A 20,503-nucleotide genomic window follows, 5' to 3' on the forward strand; every position below is an offset into this window, starting at 1 on the left:
CAAGAGCCCGGAGCTGACTCCTCAAGCGAACGGAGGTGGCTCCTCAACGGTGAATTCCGTTGAGGAGCCACCTCCGTGGCGTTGGGGAGTCACATCCGTTCTGCTACGGAGTCACCTCCGTCGCGCTCGGGGTCAGTCCTCGATGGTCGCGATGACCGCGCCCGCGCCGACGGTCTGCCCGGGCTCGGCCGTGAGCCCGCGGACGGTGCCGGCCTTGTGCGCGGTCAGCGGCTGCTCCATCTTCATGGCCTCGAGCACGACGACGAGATCGCCTTCCGCGACCACGTCGCCGTCCGCGACGGCCACCTTGACGATCGTGCCCTGCATCGGGGCGGTGAGCGCGTCGCCGCCGGCCGCCGTGGCCGCCGATCCGCGCGCGGTGCGGGCCTTCTTCTTGGGCTTGGCGGCCCGCCCGGTGCCGAGGGACAGCGACGCCGGGATCGTCACCTCGAGCCGCTTGCCGCCCACCTCGACGACGACGCTCTGCCGGGCGGCGTCGTCGTCCGCGTCGGCGGCGGCCGGGCCGCCGGCGTAGGGCGGGATCGTGTTCTCGAACTCCGTCTCGATCCAGCGGGTGTGGATGGAGAACGGGCCCTCCGCGGGCGCGAACGCGGGGTCGCGCACCACGGCGGCATGGAACGGCACGACGGTGGGCATGCCGGTGATGACCAGCTCGTCGAGGGCCCGGCGAGCCCGCTGGAGCGCCTGGGCCCGGCTCGAGCCGGAGACGATGAGCTTGGCGAGCATGGAGTCGAAGTTGCCGGAGATGACCTCGCCGGCCTCGATGCCCGAGTCGACGCGTACGCCGGGGCCCGTGGGGTAGCGCAGCGTCTCGACGGTGCCGGGGGCGGGCATGAAGCCGCGGCCCGGGTCCTCGCCGTTGATGCGGAACTCGAAGGAGTGGCCGCGGACCTCGGGGTCGTCGTAGCCGAGTTCCTCGCCGCGGGCGAGGCGGAACTGCTCGCGCACGAGGTCCAGGCCCGTGACCTCCTCGGACACGCAGTGCTCGACCTGGAGGCGCGTGTTCACCTCGAGGAAGCTGATGGTGCCGTCCTGGCCGACGAGGAACTCGCACGTGCCCGCCCCGAGGTAGCCGGCCTCCTTGAGGATGGCCTTCGAGGACTCGTAGAGGCGCTTGGTCTGCTCCTCGGTCAGGAACGGCGCGGGGGCCTCCTCGACGAGCTTCTGGTTGCGCCGCTGGAGCGAGCAGTCGCGGGTCGAGACGACGACGACGTGGCCCGCCGAGTCCGCGAGGCACTGGGTCTCGACGTGGCGCGGGGCGTCCAGGAAGCGCTCGATGAAGCACTCGCCCCGGCCGAACGCCGCGGTGGCCTCGCGCACGGCCGACTCGAACAGCTCGGGGATCTCCTCGAGCGTGCGGGCCACCTTGATGCCGCGGCCGCCGCCGCCGTAGGCGGCCTTGATGGCCACGGGCAGCCCGAACTCCCGGGCGAACGCGAGGACCTCGTCCGCGGACTCGACCGGGTCGGCCGTGCCGGGGACCAGCGGGGCGCCGACCTTCTCGGCGATGTGGCGCGCGCGCACCTTGTCGCCGAGGGCGGCGATGGCGTCGGGGGAGGGGCCGATCCAGGTCAGGCCCGCGTCGATGACGCGCTGGGCGAAGTGGGCGTTCTCGGACAGGAAGCCGTAGCCCGGGTGGACGGCGTCGGCGCCGGAGGCGGCGGCAGCGTCGAGGATCTTGTCCATGACGAGGTACGACTCCGCCGCGGTGGTGCCGCCCAGCGCGAAGGCCTCGTCCGCGAGGCGCGCATGCAGGGCGTCCCGGTCGGGGTCGGCGTAGACGGCGACCGAGGCGATGCCCTCGTCGCGGGCCGCGCGGATGACGCGGACGGCGATCTCGCCGCGGTTGGCGACGAGCACCTTCGTGATGGGCTTGGTGGCAGCGCTGAGGGACAAGGCAACTCCGTTCTGTACTGCGGGAAGCCTAGCGCCGACTTGGTGGAATCGCCCATATTGGTGGCGGATTCCGTGCGTAGCGGGCCGATCCTTTGTAGGGAACCTACAAACGTCAGCGGTCGACGGCGGCCGCCCACCAATCCGTGAGCCGCACCCCCGCGGTGGCCAGGAGGGCGCGCAGGGTCGAGACGGACAGGCCGACCACGGCGTGCGGGTCGCCGTCGACGCGGTTCAGGAAGGCCCCGCCGAGCCCGTCGATGGTGAACGAGCCGGCGCAGTGCAGCGGCTCGCCCGTGGCGACGTAGGCCCCGATCTCCGCCTCCTGCATCTCGCTGAACTCGACCCCCGCCGAGGCGAGCTGGCCCCGCCCCGGTGCGGCTCCGGCGTCGTGCGTCCCCGCCGCCGGGCCGGGCTCGTGGCCGCCCCGGACGTCGATGAGCCAGTGGCCCGTGTGCAGGACGCCCGCGCGGCCGCTCATGGCCGCGAGCCGCTCGCGGGCGACCTCGGCGGTGTACGGCTTGCCGAGGGCCTGTCCGTCGAGCTCGAAGACCGAGTCGCAGCCCAGGACGAGGGCGCCCGTGGCCGCGGGCAGGGCCGCGACCGCCTCGGCCTTGGCACGGGCCAGGAGCAGCGCGGTCTCGGCGGGCGTCGCGTCCGGATGGCCGGCCGCCACGGCCTCCTCGTCCACGTCGGAGACGAGGACCCGGTGCGGGATCCCCGCCTCCTCGAGGAGCTTGGTCCGGGCGGGCGACTTCGAGGCCAGGATGAGCGTGGGCGGGTGCGGCTGGAGGTGGTGGGCGCGCGGGGCGGCGTGGACGGTCACGCCGCCCAGCCTATCCCCGCCGGCTCAGCGGGCCGCCGGCTCAGCGGGCCACGGGTTCCGGCTCGCCCTCGTCGCTGCGGTCCGGCGCCGGCGTCGCGCGCTCGAGCTTGGCGCCCTCGATGTCCAGGTCCGGCAGGATCCGCTGCAGCCAGCGCGGCAGCCACCACGCCGCGTTGCCGAGGAGGCGCATGACGGCGGGCACGAGGGTCATGCGCACCACGAACGCGTCCAGCAGGACGCCGAGGGCGAGCCCGAAGCCCAGCGGCCGGACCATCGTCAGGTGGCTGAAGATGAAGCCCGCGAAGACGCTGACCATGATGATCGCGGCGGCGGTGATCACCCGCGCGGCGTGGTGGAACCCCGTCCGGACGGCCAGGTGCGCCTCGACGCCGTGGGCGTACGACTCGCGGATGCCCGAGGTGATGAAGACCTGGTAGTCCATCGCGAGGCCGAACAGGATGCCGATGAGCAGGATCGGCATGAAGCTCAGGATGGCGCCCGGGTGGGTGACATCGAAGACCGGACCGAGCCAGCCCCACTGGTACACCGCGACGACCGCGCCGAACGCGGCGCCGAGCGAGAGCAGGAACCCGCCCGTGGCCAGCAGCGGCACGAGGACCGAGCGGAACACGAGCAGCAGCAGGAGGAAGGAGAGCCCCACGACGATCGTCAGGTACGGCGGGAGCGCGTCGGCGAGCTTGGAGGAGACGTCCACGTTCGCGGCGGTCTGCCCAGTCAGGCCGATCGCCACGCCCGTGCTCGCCTGGATGTCGGCGCCCTTGGCCCGCAGGTCGTGGACCACCTGGACCGTGCTCGCGCTGGCCGGGCCCTCCTTCGGGATCACCTGGAACACCGCGATCCTGCGGTCGGGGCTGACGGTGCCGGGGACGGCCGCGACCACGCCTGGCACCGCGCGGAGCTGGTCCGCGACGTCGTACTCCTTGACCTGGGCGGCGGCCGCGTCGAGGCCGGCCGGGAGGTCGCCGACCACGATGATGGGGCCCGTCATGCCCTCGCCGAAGTACTTCCCGGTCGCGTCGTAGGCCTTGAACGCGGTCGAGTCGGCCGGCTCCGACCCGCCGTCCGGGAGGGCGAGGCGCAGCTGCGCCGCGGGGACCGCGAGGACGGCGAGCAGCACGACGGCGCCCAGCACCGAGGCCCAGGGGTGCCGGGTGACCCAGGCGCCCCACCCACGGTTGGCCTTGGCGAGGTCCGTGCGGGCCTCCTCCTCGGCATGGCCGGCCTTCGCGTTCTCTGCGAGGGCCTTGGCCCAGCGCCGCCGGGAGACGATCCGCCGCCCAGCGAACCCGAGGACCGCCGGCAGGAGGGTGACGGCGACCAGCACGGCCACGGCCACGGTCGCGGCGGCGGCGAGGCCCATGACCGCGAGGAAGGGCAGTCCGGGCACCACGAGCGCAGCGAGCGCGATCACCACGGTGAGGCCGGCGAACACCACGGCGTTGCCGGACGTGCCGATCGAGAGCGCCACGGACTCGCGCGGGTCCATGCCGGCGAGCAGCTGCGTGCGGTGCCGGTTGACGATGAACAGCGAGTAGTCGATGCCCACGGCCAGGCCGAGCATGAGGCCCAGCATGGGGGTCACCGAGCTCATTGAGACCACGCTCGTCAGGGCGAACGTGCCGCCCACGCCGACGGCCACGCCGACGAGGGCCATGATCAGGGGCAGGCCCGCGGCCACGAAGGTGCCGAGCATGACGAACAGCACGACCGCCGCGACGGCCACGCCGATGCCCTCGGACGTGCCGAAGATCTGCGAGATGTCCTGCGTGAGCTCCTTGCTCGGGTAGGCGTTGACGCCGGCCACGCTCGAGGCGATCGACTGGACGTCCTGCCGCAGCGCGGGGGAGAGCCCGTCGGTGGACTTGGTGAACTGGATCGAGGCGATGGCCGCCTTGCCGTCGCTCGAGACGAACCGCAGTCCCTCTGCGGCCGTGGCCTGCCGCTGCGCGAGCGCGAGCTGGGCCTTGGCGTCTGCGAGCTTGGCGGCGCCGTCGTCGGCCTGCTTCTTGCCCGCGTCGTACCGCGCTTGCCCGGCGGCGAGCTGCTGGCGCCCGCCGTCGAGCTGGGCCTGCGCCGACGCGGTGGCCTGGGCGATCGCCGGGGCCGGGAGGCCCTGGGCGGCCAGGGCCTTCTTCTGCGCGTCGAGCTGCGCCTGCCCGGCGTCGAGCCGGGCCTTGGTGGCGTCCAGGGTGGCCTTGGCGGACTCGAGCTGGGGTGTGCCGGCTGCGAGCTTCGCCTCGTTCGCCGCGATCTGCGACTTCCCGTCCGCGATCTTCGCGGCGGCGCCGTCGAGCTGGGCCTGGGTGGTGAACGGGTCCGTCACGTTCTGGACGCCGTCCAGGCCCTTGATCTTGGCGAGCGCGGCGCTGAGGTCCTTCTTCTGGGCGTCGGTGAACGCCGCATCCGGAGACGTGAAGACCACGGTCGCGCTCCCGCCCGCGGCGGAGGGCAGCTCCGCCTTGAGCTTGTCGAGCATGCGCTGGGTCTCGGTGCCGGGGATCTGGAAGTTGTTGGTCATGCTGCCGTGGAACGCCGCGGCCGAGCCGCCGACGGCCGCGACGATGACGAGCCACGCGGCGAGGACGAGCCAGCGGCGGTCGTAGGCGAATCTGCCGAGGCGGTAGAGGAGCGAAGCCATGGGCGTTACCTGTTCAGAGCGGAGCGGACGGGGCGGTGGAGCGGGGTGGGGCGGGCCTCAGGGCGCGGCGAAGCCGGTCTTGAGGTGGGTGATGGCGTCGGAGAGGAGGCTTCGGAGCCGGGTGAGGGACGACGGCGAGAGGTCGCCTCCCGATTCGGCCATCCACGTTTCGAGGGCTGCCTTGCCGCAGGAGATGACGCTCCCCGACAGGGCCGCCACGTAGAGGTCGTCGCCGAGGCCCGGGTGGCGCTCCCTGATGGCGGTGCCGATCTTGTCGGCGCAGTCGTCGAAGGCCTGCAGCTGGAAGCGCGTGAGGGGATCGTGGCCGGCGGCCACGAGGAACGACTGGGCCATCGGCTCGATGAGGTCGTTGTCCGCGAGGCCCGTGAGGACGTGGAGCGCGGACTCGAGGATGGGCTCGTCCGCCGGCCGTTCGCGGAGCTTGTCGAGGGCGCGGTCGAGGAACCCGAACGTCGGGGCGGCGATGGCCTCCTCGACGCTGCCGAAGTAGTTGAAGAACGTCCGCCGGGAGACTCCGGCGGCATCGGCCAGCTCCTCGGCGGTGAAGCCGCCGAGCCCGCGCGAGAGGGCGAGGGAGAGCCCGGCGGCGATGATCGATTCGCGGGTGGCGGCCTTGTTCAGCGCGCGGCGCGAGGGGGCATCAGCGGTCACGCCATGACACTACGTGCAAGTTTGCACCGTGTGCAAGTTCTGGGCAGAGACGGCAACGCCGCACCAGGACATGGCCGAATCCGGTGGGGATTGCGGCGTGTCCTGATGCGGCGTTTGGCGTGGCGGGGCGTGCTGCCCGCGCCGCGAGGTCAGCGCGCGGCGGCCAGCTCGCCGTCGTGCGTCTGCTCCGCGGCGGCGGACTCGTCGTTGAACGGGTCACCGTGGCGCGGGGCGTTGTAGAGCTCCACGTCCAGGATGCCCTGTCGCTTGGCGACGATGGTCGGCACGAGTGCCTGGCCCGCGACGTTTACGGCCGTGCGGCCCATGTCCAGGATCGGGTCGATCGCCAGGAGCAGGCCCACGCCGGCCAGCGGCAGGCCCAGCGTCGAGAGGGTCAGCGTCAGCATCACGACGGCTCCGGTGGTGCCGGCGGTCGCGGCCGAGCCGAGGACCGAGACGAGGACGATCAGCAGGTACTGGCTGAAGTCCAGGTTGATGCCGAAGAACTGGGCGACGAAGATCGCCGCGACGGCCGGGTAGATCGCGGCGCAGCCGTCCATCTTGGTCGTAGCGCCCAGCGGCACGGCGAAGGACGCGTAGCCCTGCGGGACCCCGAGGTTGCGCTCGGCGACGCGCTGGGTGAGCGGGAGCGTGCCGATCGAGGAGCGGGAGACGAACCCCAGCTGGACGGCCGGCCACACGCCGGAGAAGTACTGCTTGACGGAGAGGCCGTGCGACTTCACGAGGATCGGGTAGACCACGAACAGCACGAGCACGAGGCCGGCGTAGATCGCAAGGGCGAACTTGCCGAGGGCGCCGATGGTGTCCCAGCCGTAGACGGCGACGGCGTTGCCGATGAGACCGATCGTGCCGAGCGGCGCGAGGCGGATGATCCACCAGAGCACCTTCTGGATGATCTCGAGGGCCGAGCGGGTGAAGTTCAGGAACGGTTCGGCCTTCGCGCCGACCTTGAGCGCCGCGATGCCCACGGCGATCGCGATGACGAGGATCTGCAGGACGTTGAAGGACACGGTCGTGGTGACGGCGCCGCCGTCGCCAGCGGTCGAGGTCGCGCCCAGGCCGAGGAAGTTGTGCGGGAAGAGGCCGGCGAGGAACGCCCACCAGTCACCGCTCTTCCCGGTGTACTTCGCCTGCTGGGTGATGCCGGTGCCGGCGCCCGGCTGGAAGACGACGCCGAGGGTGATGCCGATCATGACCGCGATGAACGCCGTGATCGCGAACCACAGCAGCGTGTTCCATGCGAGCTTGGCCGCGTTGGAGACCTGGCGGAGGTTGGCGATCGAGCTCACCACGGCGGTGAAGATGAGGGGGACCACAGCGGTCTGGAGCAGGCTCACGTAGCTGCTGCCGATGGTCGCCAGGGTCGCGCCGAGGGCGTTCGGGCTGGCCTTCGTGCTGCCCGTGTACTTCGCGAGGAGGCCCAGGGCGAGGCCGACGATGAGTGCGGCGATGATCTGCGGGCCGAACGACGTGGCCCACGTCGGGAGGCGGCGCTGCGTGCGCGCGGTGCTGGTTGAGGTGCTCACCCCCCCTACGCTAGGGCGGAGATTTTTACCATACGAAGCTTGTGTTTCCTCGTATGACGCGGAGTGTGACGGCGCGGCCGCGGGTGAACCCGCCCTAGGCCGCGCCGTCACGCTGTTTTGTTACGCTATTCCTCCACCTGCTGTGGGATATGTCACGCGCGGCTCAGGACGTCAGCGCGCGCCGGAGGGTGTCCAGGCCGACCGATCCGAGGTTGAGGGCGCGGGTGTGGAACTCCTTCAGGTCGAACTCGCGGCCCTCCGCGGCGGCCTCCGCCTCGAGCTCGGCGCGCACCTGCTCCCAGAGCCGCTGTCCCACCTTGTAGGACGGGGCCTGCCCCGGCCACCCGAGGTAGCGGTTGAACTCGAAGTCCAGCTGGCCCTCGGACACGTCCAGGTTCTGCTTGAGGAACTCGTAGCCCTTCTGGGCCGTCCAGGTCCCGGTGCCCCAGCGCTCCGGGACCTCGAGGCCGAGGTGGACCCCGATGTCGAAGACCACGCGCGCGGCGCGCATGCGCTGGCCATCGAGCATGCCCATGCGGTCGCCCGGGTCGGAGAGGTAGCCGAGCTCGTCCATGAGCCGCTCGGCGTACAGCGCCCAGCCCTCGCCGTGGCCCGAGACCCAGCAGATGTTCCGGCGCCAGTCGTTGAGCAGCTCGCGGCGGTACACCGCCGTGGCGCACTGGAGGTGGTGGCCCGGGACGCCCTCGTGGTAGACGGTGCTCGTCTCCGCCCACGTGGTGAAGGTGTCCTCGCCCTCCGGGACGGACCACCACATGCGACCCGGCCGGGAGAAGTCGTCCGACGGCGGCGTGTAGTAGATCCCGCCGTCCTGCGTCGGCGCGATCATGCACTCGAGCCGGTGCATGGGGCCCACGATCTCGAAGTGGGTTCCCGCGAGGTTCGCCACGGCCCGGTCGGAGAGGTCCTGCATCCAGGCCCGCAGCGCGTCGGTGCCCTTGAGCTGCCGGGCGGGGTCCGCGTTGAGGGCGGCCTTGGCCTCGGCGATGCTGGCGCCGGGCTTGATCTGCTCCGCGACGGCCTCCTGCTCCGCGATGATGCGGTCCAGCTCGGCGACGCCCCACGCGTACGTCTCCTCGAGGTCGACCGTGGCGCCGAGGAACCGGCGGGACTCGAGCGCGTACCGCTCGCGGCCCACGGCGTCCTCCTCGGGCGCCTGGGGGAGGAGCTCGCCTTCGAGGAAGTCGGCGAGCCCACGGTAGGCCGCGGACGCGGCCGCGCAGCCGTCGGTGAGGGCGGAGGCGACGTCGGCCGGCAGCTGGGCGCCGCCGTCGAGCGTCGCGTCCGCGGCGAGTCTGGCGAAGAAGCCGGTGCCTTCCGCGCCGTACTTGCGGCACTGGCCGACGACGACGCGCACCTGCCGCGCCGCCGAGACCTTGCCGTCCGCCGCGGCGCCCCGGAGCGAGGCGATGTAGCCCTCGACGGCGGCGGGGACGTTGGCGGCGCGGCCGGCGATGTGGCTCCAGTGCTCGGCGGTGTCGGTGGGCATGAGGTCGAAGACCGCGCGGATCGACTGCGCCGGCGACTCGATGTTGTTCAGCGTCGCGGCGACCCACCCGCTCGCGTACCGCTCGGCGTCGAGGCCCAGCCGCTCGCGCATCGCGTCGAGGGTGACCTCGTCGATCTCGTCCTCGGGCGCCGCAGCGTCGAGGGCGCCGAGGGTGTCCCGCACGAGGGCGCTGCGCTCGTCGAGGCCCGCGGGCGAGTAGTCCGGGTACTCCGTCTCGTGGCCCGGGTAGCCGAGCTCGGTCGCGAGGGCCGGGTCGAGCTCGAGCAGCTTGCGGGTGAACTCGTCGGCGATGGCGTCGAGGGCGCTGGGCGCGCGGGTGCCTGCCGGGCTGTGCTGGTTCTGGTCAGTGTTCTGCGTCACGGTCACGAGCCTAGCGCGGGGCGCCGACACGTGAAAGAACCCGTGCACATCTTCCCGCCCCTCCCGTTGAGGGGCCACCTACGCCCGGTTGCGGAGTCAGGTGCGCACCGCTGAGGAGTCACGTGCCGGTGGATTGACTCCTCGAGGGCGCGTAGGTGACTTCTTGAGAGGACGGAGGTGACTCCTCAACCGGGGTGGGGTCGGCCCAGCCCCGGGCGGCCTTCGCGCTCAGGCGCGGCCGCGGCGCTGGGCGATCATGTGCCGCGGGCGAAGCGTCGCCCGCCGGATCCGCTCGCGGCGCGTCGGGGCCGCGGGCGCGGTCTCGGGGGCGGCGCTGCCGAGGGAGGCGAGCACTGCCGTGAGCGCCGCGATCTCCTCGGGGCCCGGGTTCCCGCGCGTGACCGAGAAGAGCACCGGCGCGGCGGCGACGGCGGGCGAGTCCCCGCCGTCGTGCGTCTGGGACTTCTGCGGGAGCGCGCTCACAGCGGGATGTTCCCGTGCTTCTTGGCGGGCATCGACGCGTGCTTGTCGCGCAGCGCGCGCAGGCCGCGCAGCAGCTGCACGCGGGTCTCCGACGGGGCGATCACCGCGTCGATGTACCCGAGCTCGGCCGCCTGGTACGGGTTGAGGAGCTCCTCCTCGTAGTGCTGGATGAGCTCGGCGCGCTTGGCCTCGACGTCGCCGCCCTCGGCGGAGACCGCCGCCAGCTCGCGGCGGTACAGGATGTTCACCGCGCCCTGTGCGCCCATGACGCCGATCTGCGCGGTGGGCCAGGCGAGGTTCAGGTCGGCGCCGAGCTTCTTGGAGCCCATGACGATGTACGCGCCGCCGTAGGCCTTGCGGCAGATCACGGTGAGCTTCGGCACCGTCGCCTCGGCGTACGCGTAGAGCAGCTTCGCGCCGCGGCGGATGATGCCCTGGAACTCCTGGTCCTTGCCGGGCAGGAAGCCGGGGACGTCGACGAGCGTGATGATCGGGATGTTGAAGGCATCGCAGTGGCGCACGAACCGGGCGGCCTTCTCCGAGGCCGCGATGTCCAGCGTGCCGGCGAACTGGATGGGCTGGTTCGCGACGATCCCGACCGTGTGGCCCTCCATGCGGCCGTAGCCGATAATCACGTTCGGCGCGTAGAGCGCCTGCATCTCGAGGAAGTTGCCGTCGTCGAGGATCCCCTCGATCACGGTGCGCATGTCGTAGCCCTGGGTGGGGGAGTCGGGGACGAGCGTGTCGAGGACGAGGTCCTCGTCGCTCTGCTCGAGCTCCTGGTCCGAGTCGAGGACGGGGGCCTCGACGAGGTTGTTCGAGGGCAGGACGTCCAGGAGCTCGCGGACGAACTCGATCGCGTCGGCCTCGTCGGAGGCGAGGTACGTCGCGGTGCCGGTCGTGGCGTTGTGCTGGCGCGCGCCGCCGAGCGTCTCCATGTCGACTTCCTCGCCCGTGACGGTCTTGATGACGTCGGGGCCGGTGATGAACATGTGGCTCGTCTTGTCCACCATGACCACGTAGTCCGTCAGCGCCGGGGAGTAGGCCGCCCCGCCCGCGCAGGGGCCCATGATGAGCGAGATCTGCGGGACCACGCCCGAGGCGGCCACGTTGTTCCGGAAGATGTCCGCGAACATGGCCAGGGAGGCGACGCCCTCCTGGATGCGCGCGCCGCCGCCGTCGTTGATGCCCACCACCGGGCAGCCGTTGCGGAGGGCGAACTCCTGGACCTTGACGATCTTCTCGCCGTTGACCTGGCTCAGCGAGCCGCCGTAGACCGAGAAGTCCTGGCTGTACACGGCGACGAGGCGGCCGTCCACCGTGCCGTACCCGGAGACGACGCCGTCGCCGAGCGGCTTCTTCTTCTCCATCCCGAAGGCGGTGGAGCGGTGGACCCGGAGGGTGTCGAACTCGACGAAGCTGTCCGGATCGAGCAGCATGTCGATGCGTTCGCGCGCCGTGTTCTTCCCGCGCGCGTGCTGCTTCTCGATCGCCTCCTGGCCCGAGGGCGCGAGCGAGGCCGCCCGCCGGTCGCGGAAGTCCGCGATCTTGCCTGCGGTGGTGGTCAGGTCGTGGGTCACACTCACTCCAGCTCTCGGTCCGTAGCTCACGCGCGGTGGCTCTGTAGGGTCCGCACAAAGGGCGGAGACGTCCCCTCAGTCTAGTGAGGCCCTGTGGCGGCGCCTGTGTAGGAACCCTACAAATTCGGGCGGCCGGCCAGCGCGGGTCCCCATGGGCGCGGCGCCCTTGTTACTCATCAGTAACATCGTCCCGTACACTAGAGGCATGACGAGCATCACACCGGGCGCCCGCGCCTCGCTGGCGGGCCGCACCATCCTCATGAGCGGCGGCAGCCGGGGCATCGGCCTGGCGATCGCGAAGCGGGCCGCGGCGGACGGGGCCAACGTGGCCCTCCTGGCCAAGACCGCCGAGCCGCACGCCAAGCTGGCCGGCACCGTGTACACGGCCGCGGAGGAGATCGAAGCGGCGGGCGGATCCGCCCTCGCGATCGTCGGTGACGTCCGCAGCGACGAGGACGTGGCACGGGCCGTCGATGCGACCCGCGAGCGGTTCGGCGGCATCGACGCCGTGGTCAACAACGCCTCGGCGATCGACCTGTCCACGACCGACGCCGTGGACATGAAGCGCTACGACCTCATGGCGGACATCAACGTCCGCGGCACCTTCCTGCTCTCCAAGCTCGCCCTCCCCGCCCTCCGCGCCTCGGCGGCCAGCGGCTCGGGCGCCCACATCCTCACCCTGTCGCCGCCGATCAACCTCGACCCGGCATGGGCCGGCCGGCACCTCGCCTACACGATGGCCAAGTACGGCATGAGCCTGACGACCCTCGGCCTGGCAGAGGAGCTGCGGCCCGAGGGGATCGGCGTCAACTCCCTGTGGCCGGCAACCCTCATCGACACGGCGGCGATCAGGAACATGCCCGGCGGGGAGGCCCTCGCCACCGCGGGGCGCCGGCCGGAGATCGTGGCCGACGCCGCGCACGTGCTGCTCACGAGCGACCCGCGCACCACCACGGGCGGGTTCTACACCGACGAGGAGGTCCTGGCCGCCGCCGGGGTGACCGACTTCGCCCGCTACAGCCTCGGCGCCGCCGAGGACCGCCTCGTGAAGGACATCTTCCTCTGAGAGCACGGGCGCCCAGCGCCCTCTCGATAGGATTCAGGCATGGACGACCACGCGCAGCCAGAGTCCCGCGGACCCCTCGACAGGACACTCCTGGGGCCCGGGCTCGCGCGCGAGGCCGGGCTGTCCCGCCTCGAGGTCCTGGACGAGATCGACTCCACCAATGCGGAGCTGCTCCGCCGCGCGGAGGCAGACCCGGACGGGTGGGGGGACCTGTCGGTGCTCGTCGCGGACCACCAGACCGCGGGGCGTGGGCGCCTCCACCGGCACTGGGAGTCCCCGGTCGGGGTCGCCGTCGCCGTGTCGGTGGTGCTGCGCCCCCACAACGCGACGGGGCGGCCGCTGCCGACGCAGAGCTACTCGTGGTTCTCGCCGCTCGCCGCGCTCGCCCTGCGCGAGGCCCTCGCCGAGACGGCAGGGGTGGAGGCGAGCGTGAAGTGGCCCAACGACGTCGTGGTCGACGGGCTCAAGATCTCCGGGATCCTCGCCCAGCTCGCGCCGGGAGCGCACGGCGCCCCGCCCGCCGTCGTGCTCGGAACGGGCATCAACGTCGGGCAGGCGCAGGGCGAGCTCCCCGTCCCCACGGCGACGAGCCTGGCGATCGCCACCGGCCGCGAACACCGCCGCGAGGACGTGCTCGCCGCCTACCTCGTCGCCTTCGCCCGCCGCTACCGGCAGTTCTGCGCGGTCGACGGCGACCCCGACGCGACGCTCGCCGGCGGCCGCGGGCTCTGGGGCCAGGTCGAGGACGCCACCATCACCCTCGGCAAGCGCGTGCGCGTCGAGCTGCCCGGGGGGCAGTCCCTCGTGGGGCGCGCGACGGGCCTGGACGCCCACGGCGCCCTGCGCGTCGTCGAAGAGGACGGCACCCGCCACTCGGTCGCGGCGGGCGACGTGGTCCACCTCCGCCCCGCCGACGGCGGCTATGCGTAGACTCCTCGACCCGGGGGAGCAGCTCATCGTCAGGACGCGGCGCCAGGGCCGCATGCTCGTGCTGCCCGCCGTCGTCCTCATCCTCGTCAGCGGGGCGGCCTCCTTCGCCGCCGGCTGGCTCTCGCGCGGCCGCCTCGAGGCGATGGTCCCGTGGCTCCCCGCCGGGACATCGACGTGGTCGCCGCTCGTCCCCGCGGTGGCCGCCGCGTGGATCCTCGTGGGGTACTGCCTGCGCGAGCTGCTCGCGTGGCGCTCCGTGACCTACGTGCTCACGAGCCGCCGCGTGCTCCGGCGCGAGCGCGGCCTCACGCGCAGCGACCGCGGAATGCCGCTCTCGCTCGTGCGCGATGTCAACGTCCGTCAGGGATTCATGCAGGGGATGCTCAGGTCCGGGACGATAACCTTGACCTCGGGCCAGTCGGCGCAGCTCACGCTGACCGACGTGCCGGAAGTGCGCCGTTTCAGCCAGTTCATCCTCGACGCCATCGAGGAGCTGCCGCTCCAGGAGCGGGAGCCGGATCCTGGCGACGAGATCACTGACTTCAGCGATGCGTCGCTTCCGTGGGAACTGAGGGAGGACTGATGGACGAGCCGAACGGCGGGGCGCCCCGGGAGGACGCGGAGGAGCGGAGCGCCGCCCTCGATGCCGCCTTCCTCGGCGCTGACGCGCCGGAACTCGCCGCCGACGCAGACCCTGTGGACGCGGACCAGGCCGACGCCGACGCCGCAGTAGCCGACACCGCAGCAGCCGACACCGACGAGGGCGACGCCGGGGACGCCGTCGCCGCGGAGGACCAGGGCGGGGCCGCGCACGCGGGGGAGTCCCCCAGGCCGGCCCGGCGGATCACGTCCAAGGACATCGAGGTGCTCCTGCTCGGTGGCGAGCGCACACTCAAGCGCCGCGAAGTGGCGGCAGCGGCCGGAGTCTCCCTGTACTCGGCCCGCAAGCTCTGGCGGGCGCTGGGCATGCCGAACTTCACGGATGACGACCTCGCCTTCACCCAGGCCGAACTCGAGCCGCTGAAGGTGATGCCCCGCTTGGTCCGCGAGGGCAAGCTCACCGAGGAGGCGGCGATCTCGGTGGCCCGGGCGATCGGGCAGATGACCGACCGCATGGTCGTGTGGCAGGTCGAGGCCCTCGTGGAGGACATGATCTCGAGCCAGGGCATGACCGACTCCGAGGCGCGCGTCGCGCTGCTCGAACGGCTGCCGGACCTGATCGGCCCGCTCGAGGAGATGCTCGTCTACTCGTGGCACCGCCAGCTCGCCGCGGGCGTCCAGCGCCTCGTGGTCCGCGCCCAGGCCGGGCTCGACTCGAGCGAGGAGGGGCGCGACGGGACGGAGGACGACGCTCCGCTGCCGTTGGCCCGCGCCGTCGGCTTCGCCGACCTCGTCTCCTACACGTCCCTCTCGCGCCGGATGAACGAGAGGACCCTCGCCCAGCTCGTCCAGCGGTTCGAGAACCGCTGCTCCGAGATCATCGCCGTGGGCGGCGGCCGACTGGTCAAGACCATCGGGGACGAGGTGCTCTACATCGCCGAGACCCCGGCGGCGGGCGCCCAGATCGCGCTGGCGCTGTCCAAGGAGTTCGCGGAGGACGAGATCCTCCCGCAGTGCCGGGTCGCCATGGTCTGGGGCCGCGTGCTGAGCCGGCTCGGCGACATCTACGGGCCCACCGTGAACCTCGCCGCCCGGCTCACCGCGATCGCCGAGCCCGGGCAGGTGCTCGTGGACGACGTCACCGCCAAGGCCCTCGCGGGCGACGAGCGGTTCGTCCTGGAGCACCGCGAGCCCGAGATGGTCCGCGGCTTCGGCGAGATCCATCCGGTGGCCCTGAGCCATGGCACCGGGCCGGGCATCGTCCTCGACTGACGGCGCGCCCCCCGCGGCGCCCGGGGCCCGGGGAGACCTCCCCATCGCGGGCCCGGACGGGGAGGCACTAGGCTGTGCCGGGGACATCGCCGGGGCTCGGGGCCCGGGCCGGTGGAGAGAGCACACAATTCCAGGGGGAGCGCATGACGCTGACAACAGAACAGGCCACTTGGTTCGCCGAGACCTTCGAGCGGCTCGCGGCGAACGTGGGCCAGGCCGTACTCGGCAAGGACCACGTGGTCCGGCTCGCGCTCACCGCAATGCTCGCCGAGGGCCACATCCTCCTCGAGGACGCTCCCGGCACGGGCAAGACCTCGCTCGCGCGGGCGCTCGCCGCCACGGTGCAGGGCACCAACTCGCGCATCCAGTTCACCCCGGACCTTCTGCCCTCGGACGTCACCGGCGTGACCATCTACGACCAGAAGACGCAGAAGTTCGAGTTCCACAAGGGCCCGATCTTCGCCAACATCGTCCTCGCGGACGAGATCAACCGGGCCTCGCCCAAGACCCAGTCGGCGCTGCTCGAGGTCATGGAGGAGTCCCGGGTGACCGTGGACGGCGTGACCTACGAGGCCGGCAGGCCCTTCATGGTGATGGCCACCCAGAACCCGATCGAGCAGGCCGGCACCTACCGGCTCCCCGAGGCCCAGCTCGACAGGTTCCTCATCAAGACCTCGATCGGCTACCCCGACCACGCCTCCACCGTGCGGCTCCTCGGCGGCGCGTCCGTGAAGGACCGCTCGCGCGACCTCGCCCCGATCATCACCACGAACGCGGTGGCCGAGATGGCCGAGCTGGCAGCCCAGAACCACGTGGACACGGCAGTGCTCGAGTACATCTCGCGCCTGTGCGAGGCCACCCGCAACGCCCCGGAGACGCGTCTCGGCGTGAGCGTGCGCGGTGCGATCGCGATGGTCCGCGCCGCCAAGGTCTGGGCCGCGGCCCAGGGGCGCAACTTCGTCCTCCCGGATGACATCAAGGAGCTCGCGGCGGTCGTGTGGACCCACCGCTTCGTCATGGACCCCGAGGCCGAGTTCGCGGGGGTCACCGCGGACCGGGTCCTCGAGCGCGTCCTGGGCGAGGTCGCCGCACCGCAGTCCCGCGCCGGGGTGTGAGCCCGGCGATGCCCACCCGCAACCCCTTCGCGGCGGCGCGGGACGCCGTCGTCCGCCGCCTGCCCGGAAGCCGCGGAACCCGTCCGTCGCCCCCCGCCGGGCCGGAGCCGGAACCGTCCGGCCGGACCCGCCTGCACCCCGCCTCGCTCTGGCGGGAGGCAGCGGCCCTGGGCCGTTCCTACGCCGCGCCGACGCTTGCGCGCGCCGGCGCGGCGTACCGGGCCAAACTGCACCCCACGCTCTCGGTGGTGAGCCCGCTCGGCTGGGCGGTCGCGCTCGGCGCCGTGCTGCTGGCCGTCGCCGGGGCAGCCTGGGGATGGCAGGAGGCGACCGCCGCGGCGCTGCTCGCGGCGAGCCTCTTCGTCCTCTCGATCGTGTTCGTCCTGGGCCGCTCCTCCTACGCCGTGGACCTCGACCTCGCCCGCACCCGGGTCGCGGTGGGGGAGAGCGCCGTAGGCGGCATCGAGGTGGTCAACACCGCCTCGCGCCCCGTGGCGCCGTCGCTCCTCGAACTGCCCGTCGGCGCGGCCACCGCCGTGTTCCACCTCCCGCGCATGCGGCCCGGCGTCCCCCACGAGGACCTGTTCACGATCCCCACCGAGCGGCGCGCCGTGATCGTGGTGGGTCCCGTGCGGTCCGTCCGGGCCGACCCGATCGGTCTCCTGCGCCGCCAGGTCGTGTGGACCGAGCCGCAGGACCTGTACGTGCACCCGCGCACCGCCGTGCTCGGGAGCTCGGCCGCCGGCTTCATCCGGGACCTGGAGGGGATGCCCACCAACGAGCTCGCCACCTCGGACGTGTCCTTCCATGCGCTGCGCGAGTACATCCCCGGCGACGACCGCCGGCACATCCACTGGAAGACCACGGCCCGCACGGGCACGCTCATGGTGCGCCAGTTCGAGGAGACGCGCCGGGCCCACCTCGCGGTGTGCCTGTCCGCGAACCTCGCGGAGTACGGCACCGAGGACGACTTCGAGCTCGCCGTCTCGGTCGCCGGCTCGATCGGCCGGCAGGCCCTCGCGGAGCAGCGCGAGCTGAGTGCGCTCACCCAGCGCGGCCCGCTGCGGACCGAGAGCCCGCGCCACTACCTCGACGACCTGACGCGCCTGCAGGGCGCCGCCATGCGCCCCACCGCCGTCGACGCCGCCCGCGCCACCGCGGACACCGTGCCGAACGCCTCGGTCGTGTTCCTCGTGGTGGGCACGCCCGTCACGCCCACCCAGCTGCGCGCCGCCGCCGCCGCGATCCCGCCCGGCATCCGCACCTTCGCCGTGCGCTGCGAGGCCGGGGCCGCGCCCGGGCGGGCCAGCATCGCGGACCTCACCGTCCTGACGGTGGGCGCCCTCGACGACCTCGGCCCCGTGCTGCGGAAGGCGGCGGCATGAGCGAGACCACCCGACTGCGGCCGCGGCGCCCCACCGGCGGCGTCTCCGAGCCTGCCGGACGGTCCGCCGGGACCGGCGGCGCACGGGCCGGCGGCCGCGCCGGAGGTGCACCGCGGCCGGGCTTCTGGGCCGGCCGGAACCCCTGGTTCCACGCGCTCGACGCCGCGGCCATCCTTGCGCTCGCGGCGCTCGGCATCGTCGGCTTCCACCTCGCCTACGGCGGCGACCCGCACTACCTCGCTGCGGGCCTGACCGGGGCCGCCCTGGGCCTCGCCATCGCGTTCGGCTCGTCCGCGCTGCGCCCCGGCTGGCTGGTGAGCACGGCGGGGGCCTTCCTCGCCTACCTCCTGATGGGGGGCCTCGTCGCCACCCCCGACGAGTCCGCCGCCGGCTTCATCCCCACCCTCGCCTCGCTGCGGACGCTCCTGCTCGGCGTCGTCGTCTCCTGGAAGGACAACCTGACCGTCGCGGCCCCGCTCGGCACGGGCTCCGGGATGCTCGTGGTGCCCTACCTCAGCGCGTTCGTGTGCTGCCTTGCCGCCGGCCTGCTCGCGTCGCGGCTGCGCCGGCCGTACTGGCCCCTCGTGCCAGTCACGGTCCTGTTCGTGGTCGGGATCGCCTTCGGCACGCACGAGGCGTTCCTGGCGCTGCCCCGCGGGGTCGCCTTCGCCGTGGTCGGGGTCCTGTGGTCCTCGTTCCGCCGCTCGGCGGCCCGCGTCGGCACGGCACGGGTCGTCTCGGGCGAGACCACGGTGGCAGACCCGGGCTCGGCGCGCGCGGCCAGGCTGCGCCGCGTGGGGCTGGGCGCCGCCGTCGTCGCGGTGGCCGCGGCTGCCACGCTGGCCCTCGCGCCGGCCGTCACGGCGGGCGCGCAGCGCGACGTGCTCAGGGACCGCGTCGTGCCGCCCTTCGATCCGCACAACTACGTGAGCCCGCTCTCGGGCTTCCGCAGCTTCGTCAAGGACCAGCGGGACTCGGTCCTGTTCTCCGTCTCCGGGCTGCCGCAGGGCGGCCGCGTCCGGCTCGCGGCCCTCGACGCCTACGACGGCACCGTGGCCAACGTGGACCAGTCCGGCTCAGGCTCCTTCGCCAAGGTCGGCGACGCAAGCTCGATCGCTGCCGCCGATCCGCCGTCCGGGGCGAGCACCCCGTACACGCTCGACGTCACCGTGCGCGACTACCGCGGCTACTTCCTTCCCGGCGGCAGGACGACGACGGGCATCGCCTTCGGCGACAAGAACAGCCCGGCGGCGGAAGGGCTCTACTTCAATCCGCTCACGGACACGGCCATCTCCACGGCCGGCGTGGCCCCGGGCGACGAGTACGCGGTCCGCGTGGTCGAACCCAAGCGGCCCGACGACGCGCAGCTGGCCCAGGCCCAGTTCGCGCCGGTGAGCCTGCCCGCCGTCGACGGCGTCCCGCAGGTCCTCCAGGCGAAGGCCGGGGACATCCTGGGGGACAGCCAGGCGCCGCTCGAGCGGGTCCGCACCCTCGAGTCCTACTTCCAGAAGTTCGGCGCGTTCAGCAACGGCCTCATCGCCGAGGGCCAGGTGCCCAGCCTCTCCGGCCACGGCGCGGGCCGGCTGCGCGCCATGCTCACCGCCAAGCAGATGGTCGGCGACGACGAGCAGTACTCGGTCACGATGGCGCTCATGGCCCGCCAGCTCGGCATCCCGGCCCGCGTGGTCATGGGCTTCTACCCCGAGAAGCCCCAGCCGGCCGGGACGAAGATCGACATCAGGGGCAAGGACGTCCACGCGTGGGTCGAGGTCGCGTTCGAGGGCTACGGCTGGGTGGCGTTCGATCCGACGCCGCCGAAGAACAACGTCCCGATCCCGCCGGACCCGCAGGCCCAGTCGAAGCCGCGCCCGCAGGTGCTCCAGCCCCCGCCGCCGCCCCAGGCGCCCGTCGAGCTGCCGCCGGACTCGCGGCCCGATGTTCTGGACCAGGAGCAGAAGAAGGACAACTTCTGGCTGATCCTCGGCCCCATCCTCGCCGCCGTGGGCATCGGGCTCATCCCCGTCGCGATCCTCGCGCTGCCGCTGGTGCTGGTCGCGTGGCTGAAGCTGCGCCGTCGTCGGCGGCGGCTGGCCGCGGAGCACCCGGCGGAGCGGGTGAGCGGCGGCTGGCGCGAGTACACGAACTTCGCGACCGACCTCGGCGCGAGCCTCGACGCCCGTTCGACCCGGCGCGAGACCGCCGCGGTGCTCGGGGAGGCATTCCCGGATGCCGCGGGCACGACGACGATGCTCGCCCGCCGCGCGGACGCCGCCGTCTTCGGCGCAGGCCGGCCGAGCGACACCGAGGTCGAGGCGTACTGGGCCGACGTGGACAGCTCCATCGAGGCGATGCGCGGCTCGCTCGGTTTCTGGCGCCGCCAGCGGGCCAGGTTCTCCCCGCGCTCGCTCCTGCTCGAGGCCCGCGCGGCGCTGGCCGGCCGCGGCACGGGGGAGCGCGCCGACCGCCTCCCGGCGCTCCGGCGCCTGCGGAAGGCGCGCGGGGCGGCAGCGAAGGGCAGGACCAGGGGAGGGACTCCGTGACGGCGTCGGTGCCGCCCCGCGCGCTG

General features: G+C 72.7%; 15 protein-coding genes. 7 read left to right on the forward strand and 8 right to left on the reverse strand.

The features are described 5' to 3' along the window. Positions 1 to 132: 132 nt before the first annotated feature. From J2W21_RS04415 to J2W21_RS04450, 8 genes are all read right to left on the reverse strand, one after another. Positions 133 to 1,917 carry an acetyl/propionyl/methylcrotonyl-CoA carboxylase subunit alpha gene (locus J2W21_RS04415; RefSeq protein WP_307113295.1) on the reverse strand — a complete coding sequence of 595 codons (1,785 nt, stop codon included), beginning with the start codon at positions 1,915 to 1,917 and terminating at the stop codon, positions 133 to 135. Between the two features lie 112 nt (positions 1,918 to 2,029). Then, positions 2,030 to 2,740 (reverse strand): Maf family protein, encoded by a 711-nt coding sequence (locus J2W21_RS04420; protein ID WP_307113296.1) that lies wholly within the window; start codon positions 2,738 to 2,740, stop codon positions 2,030 to 2,032. 40 nt (positions 2,741 to 2,780) lie between these two features. Next, positions 2,781 to 5,399 carry an MMPL family transporter gene (locus J2W21_RS04425; protein WP_307113297.1) on the reverse strand — a complete coding sequence of 873 codons (2,619 nt, stop codon included), beginning with the start codon at positions 5,397 to 5,399 and terminating at the stop codon, positions 2,781 to 2,783. A gap of 57 nt (positions 5,400 to 5,456) precedes the next feature. Next, positions 5,457 to 6,071, reverse strand: coding sequence for a TetR/AcrR family transcriptional regulator (locus J2W21_RS04430; protein ID WP_307113298.1), 615 nt, complete (start codon positions 6,069 to 6,071; stop codon positions 5,457 to 5,459). Positions 6,072 to 6,220: 149 nt separating this feature from the next. Beyond that, a complete protein-coding gene (locus J2W21_RS04435; protein WP_307113299.1) occupies positions 6,221 to 7,618 on the reverse strand; it encodes a dicarboxylate/amino acid:cation symporter in 1,398 nt (465 codons plus the stop codon). 163 nt (positions 7,619 to 7,781) lie between these two features. Beyond that, positions 7,782 to 9,506, reverse strand: a complete 1,725-nt coding sequence (locus tag J2W21_RS04440) for a DUF885 domain-containing protein (RefSeq protein ID WP_307113300.1) — start codon at positions 9,504 to 9,506, stop codon at positions 7,782 to 7,784. A gap of 228 nt (positions 9,507 to 9,734) precedes the next feature. Continuing rightward, positions 9,735 to 9,989, reverse strand: a complete 255-nt coding sequence (locus tag J2W21_RS04445) for an acyl-CoA carboxylase subunit epsilon (RefSeq protein ID WP_307113301.1) — start codon at positions 9,987 to 9,989, stop codon at positions 9,735 to 9,737. Next, complete coding sequence (locus tag J2W21_RS04450; protein WP_307113302.1) at positions 9,986 to 11,569, reverse strand: acyl-CoA carboxylase subunit beta; 1,584 nt, start codon at positions 11,567 to 11,569, stop codon at positions 9,986 to 9,988. The genes J2W21_RS04445 and J2W21_RS04450 overlap by 4 nt, the downstream gene beginning before the upstream one ends. A gap of 205 nt (positions 11,570 to 11,774) precedes the next feature. On the opposite strand from J2W21_RS04450, the gene J2W21_RS04455 reads away from it, so the two are divergent. From J2W21_RS04455 to J2W21_RS04485, 7 genes are all read left to right on the forward strand, one after another. Beyond that, on the forward strand, positions 11,775 to 12,635 hold the full coding sequence (locus J2W21_RS04455; protein WP_307113303.1) for an SDR family oxidoreductase: 861 nt from the start codon (positions 11,775 to 11,777) through the stop codon (positions 12,633 to 12,635). Between the two features lie 39 nt (positions 12,636 to 12,674). Then, positions 12,675 to 13,565 (forward strand): biotin--[acetyl-CoA-carboxylase] ligase, encoded by an 891-nt coding sequence (locus J2W21_RS04460; RefSeq protein WP_307113304.1) that lies wholly within the window; start codon positions 12,675 to 12,677, stop codon positions 13,563 to 13,565. Then, positions 13,558 to 14,148 carry a PH domain-containing protein gene (locus tag J2W21_RS04465; RefSeq protein WP_307113305.1) on the forward strand — a complete coding sequence of 197 codons (591 nt, stop codon included), beginning with the start codon at positions 13,558 to 13,560 and terminating at the stop codon, positions 14,146 to 14,148. The genes J2W21_RS04460 and J2W21_RS04465 overlap by 8 nt, the downstream gene beginning before the upstream one ends. Beyond that, positions 14,148 to 15,437 carry an adenylate/guanylate cyclase domain-containing protein gene (locus J2W21_RS04470; protein ID WP_307113306.1) on the forward strand — a complete coding sequence of 430 codons (1,290 nt, stop codon included), beginning with the start codon at positions 14,148 to 14,150 and terminating at the stop codon, positions 15,435 to 15,437. The genes J2W21_RS04465 and J2W21_RS04470 overlap by 1 nt, the downstream gene beginning before the upstream one ends. Before the next feature lie 143 nt (positions 15,438 to 15,580). After that, complete coding sequence (locus J2W21_RS04475; protein WP_307113307.1) at positions 15,581 to 16,552, forward strand: AAA family ATPase; 972 nt, start codon at positions 15,581 to 15,583, stop codon at positions 16,550 to 16,552. A gap of 8 nt (positions 16,553 to 16,560) precedes the next feature. Further along, complete coding sequence (locus J2W21_RS04480; protein WP_307113308.1) at positions 16,561 to 17,937, forward strand: DUF58 domain-containing protein; 1,377 nt, start codon at positions 16,561 to 16,563, stop codon at positions 17,935 to 17,937. Then, positions 17,934 to 20,477: a transglutaminase family protein gene (locus J2W21_RS04485; protein WP_307113309.1), complete on the forward strand. Its 2,544-nt coding sequence runs from the start codon at positions 17,934 to 17,936 to the stop codon at positions 20,475 to 20,477. Before J2W21_RS04480 ends, J2W21_RS04485 begins: the two co-directional genes overlap by 4 nt. The last annotated feature ends 26 nt before the right edge of the window (positions 20,478 to 20,503 follow it).

Origin of the sequence: Sinomonas atrocyanea, from assembly GCF_030811715.1 — a bacterium.
In the GTDB taxonomy this organism is placed as follows: domain Bacteria; phylum Actinomycetota; class Actinomycetes; order Actinomycetales; family Micrococcaceae; genus Sinomonas; species Sinomonas atrocyanea_A.